Annotated in this window: 17 protein-coding genes and 1 tRNA gene; 13 read left to right on the top strand and 5 right to left on the bottom strand. The window is 55.2% G+C overall.

All coding sequences use genetic code 11. The annotated features are described in order from the left end of the window. Nucleotides 1-144 precede the first annotated feature (144 nt). Together AC2FEB_RS22075 and AC2FEB_RS22070 are read right to left on the bottom strand one after the other, a co-directional pair. Entirely contained in the window at nt 145-1,482 is a 1,338-nt protein-coding gene (locus AC2FEB_RS22075; protein ID WP_496677074.1) for a serine hydrolase domain-containing protein, read from the bottom strand. A gap of 157 nt (nt 1,483-1,639) precedes the next feature. Beyond that, nucleotides 1,640-2,533, bottom strand: coding sequence for a LysR family transcriptional regulator (locus AC2FEB_RS22070; protein WP_117870728.1), 894 nt, complete (start codon nt 2,531-2,533; stop codon nt 1,640-1,642). A gap of 122 nt (nt 2,534-2,655) precedes the next feature. Between AC2FEB_RS22070 and cuyA the strand changes: the two genes are divergently transcribed. After that, on the top strand, nt 2,656-3,669 hold the full coding sequence (gene cuyA / locus AC2FEB_RS22065; RefSeq protein ID WP_496677077.1) for a D-cysteate sulfo-lyase: 1,014 nt from the start codon (nt 2,656-2,658) through the stop codon (nt 3,667-3,669). Nucleotides 3,670-3,672: 3 nt separating this feature from the next. Further along, entirely contained in the window at nt 3,673-4,380 is a 708-nt protein-coding gene (gene cuyB, locus AC2FEB_RS22060; RefSeq protein WP_496761434.1) for a cysteate racemase, read from the top strand. Between the two features lie 51 nt (nt 4,381-4,431). Here cuyB and AC2FEB_RS22055 read toward each other — a convergent pair whose 3' ends face one another. After that, on the bottom strand, nt 4,432-5,316 hold the full coding sequence (locus tag AC2FEB_RS22055; RefSeq protein WP_496677082.1) for a LysR family transcriptional regulator: 885 nt from the start codon (nt 5,314-5,316) through the stop codon (nt 4,432-4,434). 268 nt (nt 5,317-5,584) lie between these two features. Between AC2FEB_RS22055 and AC2FEB_RS22050 the strand changes: the two genes are divergently transcribed. The 4 genes from AC2FEB_RS22050 (at nt 5,585) to AC2FEB_RS22035 (ending at nt 9,927) form a co-directional block, all read left to right on the top strand. Then, nucleotides 5,585-6,550 carry an ABC transporter substrate-binding protein gene (locus AC2FEB_RS22050; RefSeq protein ID WP_496677085.1) on the top strand — a complete coding sequence of 322 codons (966 nt, stop codon included), beginning with the start codon at nt 5,585-5,587 and terminating at the stop codon, nt 6,548-6,550. 67 nt (nt 6,551-6,617) lie between these two features. Then, on the top strand, nt 6,618-7,673 hold the full coding sequence (locus tag AC2FEB_RS22045) for a quaternary amine ABC transporter ATP-binding protein (protein ID WP_299640340.1): 1,056 nt from the start codon (nt 6,618-6,620) through the stop codon (nt 7,671-7,673). Beyond that, nucleotides 7,670-9,211, top strand: a complete 1,542-nt coding sequence (locus AC2FEB_RS22040; protein WP_496677088.1) for an ABC transporter permease — start codon at nt 7,670-7,672, stop codon at nt 9,209-9,211. The genes AC2FEB_RS22045 and AC2FEB_RS22040 overlap by 4 nt, the downstream gene beginning before the upstream one ends. After that, nucleotides 9,208-9,927, top strand: coding sequence for an alpha/beta fold hydrolase (locus AC2FEB_RS22035; RefSeq protein ID WP_496677090.1), 720 nt, complete (start codon nt 9,208-9,210; stop codon nt 9,925-9,927). The genes AC2FEB_RS22040 and AC2FEB_RS22035 overlap by 4 nt, the downstream gene beginning before the upstream one ends. A 267-nt stretch (nt 9,928-10,194) precedes the next feature. On the opposite strand, the gene AC2FEB_RS22030 is transcribed toward AC2FEB_RS22035, so the two are convergent. Next, complete coding sequence (locus AC2FEB_RS22030; RefSeq protein ID WP_496677092.1) at nt 10,195-11,070, bottom strand: hypothetical protein; 876 nt, start codon at nt 11,068-11,070, stop codon at nt 10,195-10,197. A 175-nt stretch (nt 11,071-11,245) separates the two neighbouring features. Here AC2FEB_RS22030 and AC2FEB_RS22025 point away from each other — a divergent pair. Then, nucleotides 11,246-11,321 (top strand) — tRNA-Thr (locus tag AC2FEB_RS22025). Nucleotides 11,322-11,711: 390 nt separating this feature from the next. Here the strand turns inward: AC2FEB_RS22025 and AC2FEB_RS22020 are convergent. Continuing rightward, nucleotides 11,712-12,764 (bottom strand): hypothetical protein, encoded by a 1,053-nt coding sequence (locus AC2FEB_RS22020; RefSeq protein ID WP_496884380.1) that lies wholly within the window; start codon nt 12,762-12,764, stop codon nt 11,712-11,714. 215 nt (nt 12,765-12,979) lie between these two features. Here AC2FEB_RS22020 and AC2FEB_RS22015 point away from each other — a divergent pair, with 215 nt between their 5' ends. The 6 genes from AC2FEB_RS22015 to AC2FEB_RS21990 all read left to right on the top strand — a co-directional run bounded on the left by AC2FEB_RS22015 (nt 12,980) and on the right by AC2FEB_RS21990 (nt 15,033). Then, on the top strand, nt 12,980-13,468 hold the full coding sequence (locus AC2FEB_RS22015; RefSeq protein ID WP_496884379.1) for a hypothetical protein: 489 nt from the start codon (nt 12,980-12,982) through the stop codon (nt 13,466-13,468). Continuing rightward, nucleotides 13,468-13,941: a hypothetical protein gene (locus tag AC2FEB_RS22010; RefSeq protein ID WP_496884378.1), complete on the top strand. Its 474-nt coding sequence runs from the start codon at nt 13,468-13,470 to the stop codon at nt 13,939-13,941. The genes AC2FEB_RS22015 and AC2FEB_RS22010 overlap by 1 nt, the downstream gene beginning before the upstream one ends. Beyond that, a complete protein-coding gene (locus tag AC2FEB_RS22005) occupies nt 13,938-14,198 on the top strand; it encodes a hypothetical protein (RefSeq protein ID WP_496884377.1) in 261 nt (86 codons plus the stop codon). Before AC2FEB_RS22010 ends, AC2FEB_RS22005 begins: the two co-directional genes overlap by 4 nt. Next, nucleotides 14,195-14,401 (top strand): hypothetical protein, encoded by a 207-nt coding sequence (locus AC2FEB_RS22000; protein WP_496884376.1) that lies wholly within the window; start codon nt 14,195-14,197, stop codon nt 14,399-14,401. The genes AC2FEB_RS22005 and AC2FEB_RS22000 overlap by 4 nt, the downstream gene beginning before the upstream one ends. Beyond that, nucleotides 14,358-14,561: a hypothetical protein gene (locus tag AC2FEB_RS21995; RefSeq protein WP_496884375.1), complete on the top strand. Its 204-nt coding sequence runs from the start codon at nt 14,358-14,360 to the stop codon at nt 14,559-14,561. Before AC2FEB_RS22000 ends, AC2FEB_RS21995 begins: the two co-directional genes overlap by 44 nt. A 97-nt stretch (nt 14,562-14,658) precedes the next feature. Further along, a complete protein-coding gene (locus tag AC2FEB_RS21990) occupies nt 14,659-15,033 on the top strand; it encodes a hypothetical protein (RefSeq protein WP_496884374.1) in 375 nt (124 codons plus the stop codon). The last annotated feature ends 73 nt before the right edge of the window (nt 15,034-15,106 follow it).

Genomic DNA, 15,106 nt, shown 5'->3' with positions numbered 1-15,106 from the left:
AAAAGGACCGGCACCTTATGTTTGTATGCGGCGGTATACCAAAACTTGCCGAGATGCAAGATATCGATCTGCGACCCGGTGTCCTGCCCACATGCAACGTCCGCCGAAATGGTCGGCGCAGCGTCGATCACAAGGCTCGATCCCTTACCCCCCGAAAGCCGAAACAAGCTTTTTCGCCAGCGGCAAAGAAGAATAGCCCAACCGTGACGGTGTAAGCCCCATCCGCACGACAACCATGTCATGCGAAGGGAAAATTCCGATGGACTGACCATCATGCCCTTGTAACCAAACCGCGTCCTCAAAGGATGGCAGGTCGCCCGGCGACTTCAGCCAAAGATGACCTTTGGCATATTTCCCGTCAGAAACCGCAACGGGCTCGAACATCCAGTCTACAAAACCTGCGGGCAAGATCCGCGTGCCGTCCCACACCCCCTTTTGCAGCAGAAACTGGCCATACCTCGCCCAGTCACGGGCCGTTGCGTACATATAGCTGGACCCGATGAATGTATCGGCGACATCTGTCTCGATGATCGCCGAAGTCATGCCGAGCGGTTCAAAAAGCGAAACCCGAGGATAGCTCAAACCGCCATCGGGCAGCTTGTCCTGCCACACCCGGGACAATGCGGTGGATGTACCAGAGGAATAGTTGAAGTCGGTTCCAATGCCGGCTTCCAGTGCACGGTCAGCAGCGAAACTGGCCATGTCATCGCTGAGATACAGCATCCTGGTCACGTCCGACACGTCTCCGTATTCTTCATTCCATTGCAGACCGCTTGTCATGCCCAGCATGTCGGCAACAGTGATGTCTCGCCTTGCATCTTCTGCCCATTCGGGAAAGCTGTCCACGAGGGTGTCCGATACGTTCATCCGACCCACGTCAATCAACGTTCCGATCAGCCCCGCAGTGACCGTCTTGGTCATGGACCAGCCCAGCAACGGTGTGTCGGCGTCAAACCCTTCGGCATAGCGTTCGGCCACGATGCGCCCGCCTTGAACCACCACTACGGCGCGGTATCCTTCGCCAAGCAGCTTGTCATCCGACAATACAGCCCGAACTTTTGGATCATCAGACAGCGCAACGTCGGTTCCACTTGGCCAAAGACCTGTCGGCGAGGACTTGGCGGCCTCAAGCCGCTGCTCACTCAGGGATGTACCATGGACGTTGGTGCAACCAAGCCCCTGCCGGAACTGCGACGTGGCGGGCGCGAAGAACCGAAAGAGTCGCGCGCGAACAGTCTGCGCCTCTCGATCAACTTCAATCGAAACGTGTTTGAGCAGCGGATGCCCCGGGGCCTGCACATCCACCGTAAGGACCTCGTCCGGATCACGTCCGGCAATGAAAACGTTCGAACAGACAATCTTGGCCGAGTAATTCGTGCCCACTTTCAGCAAGTCCGGGGGGGCGATCAGCAGATAACCAAGCAAACCCACGATGCCCAGAACCACGACACCTAGACCCGTTTTCAATACCTTCGTGAACATCCGCAGACCTGCCCTGTTGCTGTCTTTTCAGCTCAGGTTAGATACAACCAACTCGGTTTTGCTACCATTCCGTTGCGTATTCTTCCGATGTCGATCGGCAGACCCGGCGTCTTTATCTTCGAACTGCGCCGGTCGCCGCGTTGCTTTGATCTTGCGACTACCAAAAGCTTTGCAATTGCCCGGCAAGACGTTGCCAAATCTGTTCACTGTACTCCGACTGCGGTCCAGCCAAACGGACCATTCTTATTGTCAGCGCCTGTGCAGGCAGAGCTTCTTCAACGCTTACAAGCTGCCCCTGAGCAAGCGGCGTGGCGACCAAAGAATGGGGTAGCCATGCAACGCCGATTTCATTCACGGCATATTGCAGCATCGCCAACGTCAGGGCCGTCTCGGCTTTGGCCATGATTCTGGTTTTGTCGGGCAAACGGGGTGCAATCAATCGGGAAAACACCTGCCCAAGAAATACATCAGGCGGATAGATAATCGCGGGAACAGTCTCACCATCCAATTCCCTGCGCATTGCGGGTGCGCATACCGGGATCAAAGTATCAGCGCCAAGCGTCTTTGCCTCAAATGCATTTTCGAGGTTTTGCATCCTGCCGTCCGAGATCGCGTACATGATCGCGAAATCGACTTCTTTTGAGATCAGTTGCAACAGACACTCGTCCTGATTCCCTGATCGCACTCGAACCGAGATGTCGTCATCTGCAGTCAAAGTGCGGACCACTTTCGGTGAAACGGTTGTCGTGAGTGCATGTTGGCAGACAAAAGACAGAGACTGGCTGGCCTGATCACTCTCGGTTTTCAGGGTATGTCGAAGTTTGTGCAGACGCGCACTCAGCTCGCGCAATTCCGGTTCCAACGCCTGCACACCCGGCATCAGGGATACGGGCTTGCGGCGACGATCAAACAGGGTCGCACCGATACTACCTTCGATGAGCCGCACCCGACGGGTAAAGGCAGATTGGGTCAGCAGCCGTTTTTCCGCGGCGCGTGTCAGCGATCCGCTGTCCAACACGGCCAATATGTCATCGATCCATTCCAGGCGCATGTGTACCAGATACCGCAGCCCCGATTAACATGCAATTGTTGCAACATATTTGCTGAATTTCGAATTAGCAGCGCGGTAATTGAAAGTATAAATTGACGAAAATCAATATTAGGAATTGTGATATGCATCTCGCCCGCTTCCCCCGCCTTCACCTCGCCCATCTTCCGACACCACTTGAACCGATGAAGCGGCTTTCCAAAGAGCTGGGTGTGGAAATCTGGATCAAGCGCGACGATTGCACCGGCATGTCAACCGGCGGCAACAAGACCCGCAAGCTGGAATTCCTGATGGCCGAAGCGGAAGCGCAGGGCGCGGACATGGTGATGACGCAAGGTGCCACTCAAACCAACCACGGTCGACAAACCGCAGCATTTGCCGCCAAACTGGGCCTTGAATGCCATATTCTTCTGGAAGACCGCACCGGCTATCAAGATGGCAACTACAATACAAACGGCAATGTCCTGCTGGACCACTTGCACGGTGCGACGACCGAGAAGTTTCCCGGAGGTCACGATATGCCGGGCGAAATGGAAAAGGCTGCCGAGAAGAAACGGGCAGAAGGCCGCAACGTCTATGTCATTCCCGGCGGCGGCTCGAACCCGACCGGGGCGCTTGGCTACGTAAACGCGGCCTTTGAACTGTTGGGGCAGGCCAATGACAGCGGATTGCAGATTGACCGTCTGGTACATGCAACCGGGTCATCCGGTACGCAGGCAGGTTTGGTGACAGGAATGTGCGCCATGAATGCGCAGGTGCCGGTGCTTGGCATCGGGACAAGGGCACCTCAGCCAAAGCAGGAACAGATGGTTTACGACCTCGCCTGCAAGACAGCCGAAAAACTGGGGTGCGCAGGCGTGGTAAAGCGCGAAGATGTCATGGCCAATACCGACTATGTCGGTGAAGGCTATGGACTGCCCACTGAAAGCGGTATCGAAGCGATTCAGATGTTTGCTGAATTGGAAGGTATTCTTCTGGATCCCTGCTACTCGGCCAAGGGCGCTGCGGGTCTGATCGATCTGGCGCGTAAAGGCGAGTTCAAAGATCAGCGGGTCGTTTTCCTTCACACGGGCGGCGCCGCGGCTTTGGCGGGGTATGACTTTGCGTTCGATCACAAAAACCGCTGGGTGAATATCTGAGCAATGATGCTGCACCCCATCGGCATTCTTGGCGGCATGGGCCCCGAGGCAACGATCCTCCTCCAGCGTAAGCTGGTGGAGGCTGTACCGGTGCGCGATGATCGGGACCACATTCCGCTTCTGATCGACATGAACACACAGGTGCCATCGCGGATCACTCATCTGATCGAAGGGTCGGGCGAAGATCCGGGGCCGACACTGGCAGCAATGGCGCGACGCCTTCAGGATGCTGGCGCCGTGGCACTGGCGATGCCCTGCAACACAGCGCATTACTATGCCAAGGCGATCACCGAAGCCGTGACTGTTCCGCTATTGAATATGGTTGATCTGGCAGCGGATCATGCCCTCCGTGAACTGGGGGCAGGCGGTTGCGTTGGTATGCTCGCTTCTCCTGCAGTGCGCCGTACTTGTCTTTTCGATACAGCACTGCAGGCGCGCGGGCTATCACCTGTTTGGCCAGCGGATGATGACATGATGCTGGCGGCGATCCGCGAGATTAAGGTCAACGGCCCAAGTGACAAAGCGCGCGAAACACTGCAAGCGTCTTCAAAGGCACTGGTCAAGGCGGGGGCGGACTTGCAACTTATCGCTTGCTCCGAGTTTTCTCTCATTGCTGACAGCGTCACGGACGACGCCAAAGCAGTGGACACGGTCGATCTACTGGTCCGCGCGATCGTCGGTTTTTCTCAGACGGGCTGCTCTGCGAGTTAGCGTAGGGCTTTTTTCAACGGCAGTCGGTGGGCCCAAAACGGTTTCGTTTGGTCACAAACGCTGCCAAAGCTGGTACGCAATCTGATCCAAGCTGACTGGATTGGAAAAGGCTGAAATCGTCAACGTCGCGCACCATGTATCATCGCCGACCGGCACCAGTACCCCCTGATCAAGTTCCTCGGCAATCGCCGTTTCGGGCATCCAGGCAAATCCGCTGCCTGTCATCAATCGTCGCTTGATCGTTTCGACCAGACTATCGACATATATCGTTTCGGTATTCTGGGGTTTCCGGTCAACGGTGTTTTCGACGACCATGCCCAAAAACGACGATCGGTCATAGGCCAGATAGGGGATCTGCGGACCATCCTGTCTGGACAAATCCCATCCCATTGTCCGTACCGGCTCAACAGCAGCTACGGGTATCAGACGATCCTTCAGCAGATCCTTACGCTCAAACGCGGTTTCGTCGATCATGGGCGAGACAGAGTGGTGATAGTAGCACAGCAGGATATCCACCGCGCCCTCGACCAAGAGATCACAGCAGGTGCTCAGAGAATCAGACAGAACGCGTGTTCGCAGATCCGGGATTTGCTTCTGCAATTCCTCTATGCGGGTCGCCAAAAAATTCACCGCGATGGTGTGTAGAACCGAAAAACGGATGAACCGACTGTCGCCCCGGTCGGCGTCCCGCAGGGATTGGCGGGATTCTGACAGCTGTGAAATCGCCGCCTGAGCAACAGGCAGGAATTGTTTGCCGGCTTCTGTCAGTTGCACCGGATACGTTGCCCGATTGACCAAGGGCAGCCCGACCCAGCTCTCCAACGCCTTGATTCTGCGACTGAATGCGGATTGCGTGATGTTACGCTCATCGGATGCACGGGTGAAGTTCAAGGTCCGGGCGAGGCATTCAAAGTCGCGTAGCCAATTCAGATCCAATGAGTATCCCCGCTTGTTAACGAACGTTTTCAACAAGCATACAGGAACTATGCAGAAACAGAATAGTTTGATGAAATGTTCGAATTGGCTCTCGGAAAAGTTCCTGTTCTAGACTTCTGGGTAGGGTCTGGCGGTTGGTCCTCTTTTCAGCCTTCCGTCCGAAGTTGCGGCCAAATGCATGTTGGCACGACCCTATTGCGCAATAGGAAAGTCGAACGACGGAAAAAACGACGCCGAACCACGGCGCATTTCAACAGAGGAGAAGACCATGAGAACCAATCTAAAAACGCTGGGGATGGCTGCTGCGGTCAGCATCTGCGCCGTGCCTGCATTCGCAGCCGAAGAAGTGAAGATCGGCGTGCCATCCTGGACCGGCGCACAGGCCATTGCCCATCTGCTGGGCGCGGTCGTGGAAATGCGCATCGGTGGCAAAGTGGAATATGTGCCCGGCAACAACGCCACGATCTTTCAGGCGATGGATCAGGGCAAGGGCGATATCGATGTGCATCCCGACGTTTGGCTGCCCAACCAGGAAAGCTTCACCAAGAAGTATGTGGACGAAGCCGGCACCGTTACCTTGTCGTCGAACCCCTACGAGGGCAATCAGGGCTTTTGCGTCAGCAAAGACTTTGGTGAAGCCAACAACATCACCGACATCGCTGATCTGGGTCGCCCGGATGTAGCCGCATTGATGGACAGTGACGGCAATGGCAAAGGTGAAATGTGGATTGGCGCCCCGGGTTGGGCTTCGGCCAATGTGAACGAAGTCAAAACCCGCGACTATGGTCTGCTTGATTTCATCGAGCCGGTACGTGCCGAGGAAAGCGTGAAGACCGCGCGGATCAAGGACAGCATAGCCAAGGGTGAAGGATACGCCTTCTATTGCTACAAGCCGCATGCGGTCTGGTACATGTTCGACGTTCAGATGTTGACCGAGCCGACATTTGACCCGGCAAAATACGTGATGGTCCAGCCGTCTGATGATCCGGACTGGTACAACAAATCCAGTGTTGCGACCAAGGACGCGCTCAAGAACGTGCAGATTGCATGGTCCAACACGCTGCCAGAGCGCTCTCCGGCGATTGCTGATTTCTTCACGAATTTCGCGCTGACAGCAGATGATGTGAGCGGGTTCGCCTATGAGATCAGCGGCAAGGGCCGGGATCCGGCAGAGGTTGCCCGTGAATGGGTCGAAGCGAACCCGGGTCGTGTCGACGCCTGGCTGGGTCTCTGATCTCACGTCCAGAAACAGGGTGGCGGCGATTGGCGGCGCCGCCCAAATGCGCACCTCTGGGGGACCTATGAGCGACGATACCGTTATTGAAATCTCGAATGTCTGGAAGATATTCGGGAGCAGGCCAGAGGTGGCGCTGCAGGCGATCCGCGACCGCGGGTTGGACAAGGCCCAAGTGCTGGCTGAATACAACTGCGTTGTCGGCGTGGCGGATGTCAGCCTGTCGGTCAATCGGGGCGAGATATTCTGCATCATGGGCCTGTCAGGCAGCGGAAAATCCACTCTGGTCCGCCACTTCAACAGGTTGTTGGAGCCTACCGCCGGCAAGATCGAAATCGAGGGCACTGACGTGATGGCTCTGGGTCCGAAAGAGCTCCAGCAGTTTCGCAACAACAAGATCGGTATGGTTTTTCAGAACTTTGCGCTGATGCCGCATCGATCTGTGCTGGACAATGTCGCGATGCCGCTGGAAATCCGGCAGGTCAGCAAGAATGAACGCATGCGACAGGCCGCCGCTATTCTGGATATCGTCGAACTCGGAGCCTGGGGATCGAAATTCGCACACGAGCTGTCCGGTGGTATGCAGCAACGTGTGGGCCTTGCCCGGGCACTGGCGGCGAACCCGGATGTGTTGTTAATGGACGAACCGTTCTCGGCGCTGGACCCGTTGATCCGGCGGCAGTTGCAGGATGAGTTCATCCGACTGAGCAAAATCCTGAAAAAGACGACGATCTTCATCACCCACGACCTGGATGAAGCAGTTCGCATCGGGAACCGGATCGCGATCATGCGCGACGGCAAGGTGGTGCAGATCGGGACGGCCGAAGACATCGTCATGAACCCCGCCGACGACTATGTGGCCGATTTCGTTGCGGGCATATCGCGGCTCAAAGTGGTGCGCGCCCATGCGGTCATGCGGCCCATACCAGAGCATGTTGCGACCCATGGGCCGCTATCGGCAGATGCCCCACGTGTAAATGAGAGTGAGAACCTGAGCACGCTGATCAATCTGGCAATCGACAACGACAGCGCAATCCTAGTGGAGGACGGCGGCGTGGATGTTGGCGTCATAACCCGTGCCGATCTGTTGCGCACCGTGATCGAAGGGACCGAAGTGTCATGAGCACATCTGATGTGAACCCGCTGGAAGATACCGAAAGCGAAGCTGCTTTGGCGTATGCCGAAGAGCGGCGCAAGAACATTCGGGCATTTGTACGCACCAGCCCCGACTACTACATCCGCAACTTCGACAAGATCGGCGCGTCGTCCCGCTTTACACCAACCTTCAATCTGATGGCCGGATTATTTGGTCCGGTCTGGTTCGGTGCCCGGGGCTTGTGGTCATGGGCGCTTCCATTTCTGATCCTCGAAACAATAGCCTATGTGCAGATCGCGCGAGGGATGTTCGGCGATCTGGCGGCCGAGGCTATGGAACGCATCGCTTCTATTGAAGGGACGCTTGAACTGCGCCGTCAGCAGTTGGCCGCTGCCATTGAAAACAATTCGGACAAGATCGATGTCTATCAGCGAACGGTGGATTCGCTTGAGGAAAACATAGGCGGCATCCGCGCTGAAGCCGAGGCGATGGCCGCCGAGGGCCCGTACATTGTTTTGACCGGCCTGATCATTCTGATCATCGTCAAGCTTGTTCAGTCACAGGTGGCAAACTGGGCGCTCGAGGCGCGTTTCTCGGAATGGCTGTCAGATCGTTCAATCCGATCAGCAATGCCGGTATCGCAGATCGTGTTCAGCGCGGTATTCATGGCGCTGATCGTTGCTGCGGCGATGCTGCATTACAGCTTTCCGGGGCGTTTCTCGTTGCTCAGCCATTTCCCGACGGACCCCAACATCCGCCTGACCAGCATCACTTGGGTGGAAGACTTCATCGCCTGGTGCGTGCGCAACAGCGAAGCGTTCTTTGACGGGCTGACATTCGGTATCCGTACCCTGCTGGACGCGCTTGAGGTCATATTGGTACAGACGCCGTGGATCGTGATCGCCAGTCTCATCATTCTGCTGACATGGCTGACTGCGGGCGTCAGCACGGCAATCTACTCGGGCGCATTTCTGGCCTATATGGGGCTGTTGGGCTTCTGGGAGGGCGCAATGACCACACTGGCCTTGTTGGGGACAGCGGCGTGCCTGTCGATTGTCATCGGAATTCCATTGGGCATGTTCGCGGCGCGTCGGCCACGGTTTTACGCTTTCATCCAGCCGATCATGGACTTCATGCAAACCATGCCCGCCTTTGTTTTCATGGTCCCCGTGATCGCGTTTTTTGGTGTTGGCAAACCAGCGGCGGTCGTGGTCACGATGATTTTCGGCGGCACACCAGTGGTGCGCCTGACCGTTCTGGGCTTGCGCGGAGTACCCGAAAGTGTGCGTGAAGCAGCGATCAGTTTTGGCGCCAACAAATGGTATCTGCTCACCAAGGTCGACTTGCCGCTGGCAAGCCCGTCGATCCGGGCGGGGATCAACCAGACAATCATGCTGTCATTGGCAATGGTTGTCGTAGCGTCGCTGATCGGTGCCAAAGGGCTGGGTGAAGACGTTCTGGAGGCGTTGCAGTACGCGAATGTTGGCCAGGGTATCCTTGCAGGGTTCTCAATTCTGTTCTGTGCGATGATTCTGGATCGGATTGTGCAAGGCGGCCGGAAATGACACCCATAGTATTTGTCCATGGGTTTCTGGGCGGCAGTCGGCAATGGCAGCGGCAGGTCGAGGCCCTGGAAGGTTACGATGTCATCACGCTGGATTTGCCGGGTTTTGGTGAAAATACTCAACGCGATGCATTCGGCAGTATCTCGGGCTTCGCGGACTGGGCGTTGAATGAATTGAAGTTGCGCAACATCGAGAAATTCCATCTGGTTGGTCACTCGATGGGTGGAATGGTCGCGCAGGAAATGGTTGCCCGTGCGCCCAAGCGTGTTGACCGTTTGGTTCTTTATGGCACCGGGTCCGTAGGAGTGCTGCCCGGGCGGTTTGAGACCATTGATACCTCGAAAACCCGTGCCTGTGCAGACGGACCGAAAGTGACGGCGCGGCGAATTGCGGCAACCTGGTTTCTAGAGCGCGAAAAGGCGATGGAATATGAACTTTGCGCCACGATAGCGCAGAAAAGCAATCTGAAAGCCATGCTCACTGGTTTGGACGCGATGAATTCCTGGAGCGGCGCTGAAAACCTGTCAGCAATCAAGACCCCGACACTGGTTATGTGGGGGGATCGGGATCGTACCTACCCATGGAGTCAGACAGAACAGTTGTGGCAATCTATCCCGAATGCAAATCTCGCGGTGATTCCGAACTCTGCACATGCGACGCATCTGGAGAAAGTCGAACTGTTTAACGGGGTATTGCGGGATTTCCTTGATGCCTGATGAATTGCGCCAATCAAATGAACCGGACAGTTGACGCCATCCTGCGGATAACCGATTGATTTATATGGTCGAACGCCATGGTCTGCCAGATCAATCCATTGATCGGCAGGCTTTTCCGTATCAGCGCGTCGCTGCAAGACCACCAGTTCGCGACCCTGTATTCAGCAGAGCCCAAATACGCATGCGTTCCTGCCGTCACGCAGGGTTGATGGAAAGAGTTTCCTTCGCGCCATTTGTGCAACAAAGCCGACAGCATTGCGCAGGCAATCAGATTTGTAATACACGAACGTCCTGCATGGACCGGATCGTGGCCAGATCCTGCTCGTAAAGATCTGTAAACGCTTCAACTATGTCGGCATTCCAACCCGGCATATCGAGCTCTTCTTCGATCTGCTCCAGACGGGCGTATTCGTCCAAAATATTTGCCATCTCTTCACGTCGGCTGGTCCGGTCAAGGGCGTCCCCTTTTCTCACGATGTCCAATACATGTCGTTGACCGGCCTCCGTCAAAAGTGAAGACAGGAATGCATATTCTTCATGAAGTGGAGCCTCATCAGGCAATCCGGATATAGCGCGGATGATATCTCCCCAAATAAGCGGGGAATTCTCGTGTTCCCACAAGGTGAGTTGAACCTGCGGGGCAAGATCCAGCAGGTCTTCGACCATACCAAGCCAACTGAGGCAGCTTAAATCGGTGCTGGCCAGTATGTCCTGACGATGATCTTCATGGATCGACGCAAGGATCTTTGGAATAAAAACCACGGGATTTACCAGCCCTGCAAATACTTCAACCTGCGCGCCGTCCAGCAGAGATTCTGTGTAAGCCGTTCTTTTCCCCGCAAACGGATAGATCTGCCCGTGTTGCAGCGCGGTGCGTCTGGGGCCAAAGAATTTGTCGCTCGACAAAATCACGCGGTCCAGGTTGGGATTGCCGGTAACAAGGTCCGCCAAGCTGTTTGGTGTTTCTGCATCAGGTTGACCTTGCAAGATCGAGTCAGACACAACTTTGACGAATTGCCGGGACCGACGCGGCCCCAGAACAGCCGTTCGGTAATCCGCCAATATCCGCCTGTTCGCGCCAAGCGAGGACATCACCAGCCCTTCATCCGAAAAGGCAACACCAGCGTGGATAGCAACCTGCATCTTGTTTCCCTTAACCCTGGCTTTTCTGTATAGCCGCGTTCGCCACCTCTCGCGAGATCTCTGCTGCGAATGAGCCCGGCGTTTTTGCACGTTCTCAGGAAATCGGGCAATGTCTAAGTTAGGGGTAAAATTCAGACTTGCAGTCCACCGCCAGAGGAAGTAATCGACAGCCAGTGCCCCTATAGCTCAGCTGGTAGAGCAACTGATTTGTAATCAGTAGGTCCGCGGTTCGAGTCCGTGTGGGGGCACCATCTCTATCATGTATATCGTTATATATCAATGAATTGGAGGGAATCGTCGCTTTTCCTATGGACGCTTCTATGGACAGTTATCCCCCCGTGCCTCTTGTAAAGGTATTTTGCGGCGTTCGATTGAGCATGTGAACAACGATTCCGTTGATGGCAGCTATAGCGAAGTTGCGGGCATACAGTACCTGTTTGACTGCTTGAAGCAGGTTGACCCTCTCGCGCCTTAAGTTGACCGCTTGCAACGTGCTCAGCGCAGCGACGATGTTATCCGGGGTATCACCGGGCACGTTTCGGGACAGGGGCATCTGAGGAACTACAAGACACGCCTGAACGATGCGCCAGAGGGTTTGACAATCCTTCGGGAAGCGTTGGACGCTGTTCAGTATTAGTGACTCAATAGAATGGGTCATCACCGATTGAAGATGGCCTAATTTCGAAATTATATTCGAATTTTTCAATCGTGCTTGTCAGCACATCCATGAACCACGGCGGGGCATACGGAGACACGACAATACCGCTTACTAGGCTCTGCAAATCACAATCTAACAGGTATCCGTCGATTGGCTCGCGGGGATCATTCTGTATGGCAATTCTAATTTCTCTTTCGTGACTTAGAGACTGGCGCTTGCAGAAAATGCGGTCGTCCTGAATGGACGCGTAGTGCTTCTGATAATCAACGTAATGGACGCGCCCAACAATCGCTCTGCTATTGCTTGATGCTGCATCCCAGAGCTTTTCTACCGTGCTTTGGATTGCTAGCCCCGGTCCTTTTGGCGAGCAATAAAGCTGCCAAAGCGCCTCGGACTCGTCGTCATTTCCATGCCAGCAACTCACGAGTGTCCTACGGACATCTGCCGAAGAGGCTTTTGCTGACACAAGTAGCTCATGGGCTTGTTTTTCTATCTCTGTCTTCGAGAGATTTGGCGGTGGGAAACCCGGCGGTGGCGTCGCCAATGCCTGTCTAAAAAACTGCAAATAGTAGTCGTCCCAAGTTGTCTCTCGATCTGCCCTCCCGATGGCACCTTCGAAGGGATCAGAGAACTTTTCGGCAGTCGTGAAGTAGAGGCCATGCTGCATGAGCATGGCAACGAACTTTGAAAAGTCCATGTAACGCCAAACTTTCAAGCTTTCAGGCGCGGACACGTTTAGAGTTTTCGACCAGTAGACCGTCGTAGCAAGGCGGGCCAGACGGTCCGCGCAGCAAGAGCCAACAAGAAGTGGTTCCTCGTCAACGCTGTATCCGGCGAAGACTGGTCTGTCTGATGACGCGGGTTGGCCGCACGAAACACAGGTCTTCCATTGTTGAGTTATCATGCGACGAAGTTGATGAGTGATATGTCCGTCCGACTTTAATCTATCAAAAACCGCTTGATCCTCTGATCCAATGCCATTTTTAGACAACCGATTAGCCTCGCTCTCTATTGTTGTGAGTTGTTGAAATTTCACCCCAGTCTTTTGAAATGTCCAGCGGCTTTCATATTGTCGATGGCCCGCGTAGCGGGCTTTTTCTTTACCCCCAAATCCGTGACCCGTTTTTGTGGTGATTTTTGACGAAATCGCAAAAATCTGATAGGGTAAATTTATAAAGGCAGAAATGCCGGAAGAAAAATAATCTCTATTTGTGAGTAGGTTAACAAGTGCTGACTGTATGTCAATCCGACATGGTCAACGCACTCGGGCGGTCCCAGAACACTATTACTACCCGGGTGCGTGGACTCGAATATTCCCACGGGCAAAACGGTGCGCGTCGTTATCGGCTGGCAGACGTTTTGCCGACAATCAAGCCGAAGGAACGGCAACACGTTTCAGCGCTCTTTGAGCTGGCCGCTGACGACCGTGAAGAGCTTTGGGCAGGTGACAATGCCGTGCCCCGAGCGCGCCGTCTCGAAGGCTGGTTGAGGGGCGAACAGCTTGAACGTGCCTTTGGTGCGAGAGTGACCTTTACCAATGCTCTTGCCGCGTCTGTGCAGTCCTCAGTGCTCTTTGAGCACCTTGAGGCCTTGCGCCTGAAATTGATCCTGACGGACCCGGTTTTGAAGTGGGCCGTACTTGGCGACGTGAGTGTATTGCCACCCTTTGAACACTGGGCTGTGCCGTACGCAATTACGAACGCCCGATATGAAAATCTGTATGAAAAAGAGGCAGCATAATGGATAACGGCGAGCAGTTCCGGAACATCGTAGCCGGAGATGACAAATTGAAAGCCCGGTGGGAGGCGGTGAGCGACAAGATCATGTCAGATGCCTCGCGTCTGCTGGGTGTCGAACTGTCACGTGAGGATATCGTGGCGATTCCTTCGGCGAGACTTTTCACCCTTACCACCGAACCTCTGTCCGAGGTGTATCTCGACGAAGTGCGGCAGCTTGAAGTTACGCGAGAGCATGTCAAAAAGCGCGAATTGCGTGAAGCTTTGGAACAAGGGCAAGAAGAGGCCCACGCGGAGTTGAACCGGCTCCCTCCAACAGAGCGTATGTCCGAGGCTCGGCGTCTCGGTCTTACAGGTTCAGCATCTACGCCTGATCCTACCAGCATCGCCGATGAAGCCACCCTGCTTCGTAGACTCCTCACATTGCCCCCAAGCGAGCGCATCGCCAAGGGTCGGGCGTGGGGTCTGATCAAATGACAGACCTCAACCAGATCGAAGCCGCATTGCGTGCAGCCGGTGGAACTATCGCAGAACACTTCGTGAAAGTGGGCAGCAACTACTATTGCCATCTTTCAGGCGTAACGATCAGCGCAGCAGAATATGCTACCTTGGTTGCCCGTGTCACGGCTCGCAATGGGCGAGGAATACTGGACGAGCAAACACGGCAAAGAAATCGCCTTATCGCCGCTGTGGATCGCTCAGAGGCCCGTGCAGAGCGGAGGCGCGGTCGATGATCCCAGCAGCACAATCCCTGTTTGCAGGTGGACCATTGCCCCCACGATTGACCGCCGAGCAGGAAGAACACAAACGCCTTCGTGATGAAAAGTGGCTGGCTGCTGAAGTTGCACGAGCACGTCTTTCGCCCCAACAACTTATTGATGAGGAGGTGCGCCTTGAGCAGGAAATTGCGGACTGGGCTGACCGCAAGGCAGCGTGACGCCGCTGGCAGGCGCGCGATGAAGAAGGCGCTTCGACGCGCGCAGCTTTGGTATCAAGAACGCCTGCGATTGGGTGACGGTCAGTTCAGGCTTTCCCTGCATCATGTCGAAAGCACCGTCTCTGCCCTGCTTGCACAAGAATTCCACGATGTGCGGTAGCTACTCCTACTACCGGACATCGTGCCTCGCCCATCAAAGGGATGGGCGAGGCACAAAAAACCACACTCACCACAATCAAAAAATAGAAGGCAACAAAATGAACTATATAGAACGGACAAAGCTTCAGCGCGAATGTGCGCGCCTGATCCGGGCGAACACTCTTGCCCAAGACGCCGACAAAGGTCGAGGTGCGTATAAAGTGCCACGACCTGTCGCGAAGAGGATCGAGTCCATAATTGACGGCGATTCCGCAAGACTCATCGACAGTGATTTTGCCGAGATCATGCAGAACTCCGGGTTCCATCGTGACGTCACCGGAGACCCCCGCCGGAAGCCGGGTAACTGGATCACTGGCGGGCGAACGATTCACGGCGGAGAAGAGGTCACGGACTGGGTTCCAAACGCGAGATTCTGGACCCTGCTTCGCGCCATCGTGGCGACTTATGGACCGGCAATGACGCTTGATTGCTAGGCTCCAGACTCATTGAATTACAGCCAGAATAGGACTGTAGCAGCGAGAGCGATGGCCGAGAGGAATACCTTTG

This window comes from Ruegeria sp. YTSC106, assembly GCF_059609765.1.
This window is presented reverse-complemented; position numbering and strand designations above follow the sequence as displayed.

Excerpts from the sequence above, each read along its gene's own strand:
- AC2FEB_RS22075 (WP_496677074.1), bottom strand. The coding sequence starts at position 1,482 with ATGTTCACGAAGGTATTGAAAACGGGTCTAGGTGTCGTGGTTCTGGGC.
- AC2FEB_RS22070 (WP_117870728.1), bottom strand. The coding sequence starts at position 2,533 with ATGCGCCTGGAATGGATCGATGACATATTGGCCGTGTTGGACAGCGGA.
- cuyA (WP_496677077.1), top strand. The coding sequence starts at position 2,656 with ATGCATCTCGCCCGCTTCCCCCGCCTTCACCTCGCCCATCTTCCGACA.
- cuyB (WP_496761434.1), top strand. The coding sequence starts at position 3,673 with ATGATGCTGCACCCCATCGGCATTCTTGGCGGCATGGGCCCCGAGGCA.
- AC2FEB_RS22050 (WP_496677085.1), top strand. The coding sequence starts at position 5,585 with ATGAGAACCAATCTAAAAACGCTGGGGATGGCTGCTGCGGTCAGCATC.
- AC2FEB_RS22045 (WP_299640340.1), top strand. The coding sequence starts at position 6,618 with ATGAGCGACGATACCGTTATTGAAATCTCGAATGTCTGGAAGATATTC.
- AC2FEB_RS22040 (WP_496677088.1), top strand. The coding sequence starts at position 7,670 with ATGAGCACATCTGATGTGAACCCGCTGGAAGATACCGAAAGCGAAGCT.
- AC2FEB_RS22035 (WP_496677090.1), top strand. The coding sequence starts at position 9,208 with ATGACACCCATAGTATTTGTCCATGGGTTTCTGGGCGGCAGTCGGCAA.
- AC2FEB_RS22030 (WP_496677092.1), bottom strand. The coding sequence starts at position 11,070 with ATGCAGGTTGCTATCCACGCTGGTGTTGCCTTTTCGGATGAAGGGCTG.
- AC2FEB_RS22015 (WP_496884379.1), top strand. The coding sequence starts at position 12,980 with ATGGTCAACGCACTCGGGCGGTCCCAGAACACTATTACTACCCGGGTG.
- AC2FEB_RS22010 (WP_496884378.1), top strand. The coding sequence starts at position 13,468 with ATGGATAACGGCGAGCAGTTCCGGAACATCGTAGCCGGAGATGACAAA.
- AC2FEB_RS22005 (WP_496884377.1), top strand. The coding sequence starts at position 13,938 with ATGACAGACCTCAACCAGATCGAAGCCGCATTGCGTGCAGCCGGTGGA.
- AC2FEB_RS22000 (WP_496884376.1), top strand. The coding sequence starts at position 14,195 with ATGATCCCAGCAGCACAATCCCTGTTTGCAGGTGGACCATTGCCCCCA.
- AC2FEB_RS21990 (WP_496884374.1), top strand. The coding sequence starts at position 14,659 with ATGAACTATATAGAACGGACAAAGCTTCAGCGCGAATGTGCGCGCCTG.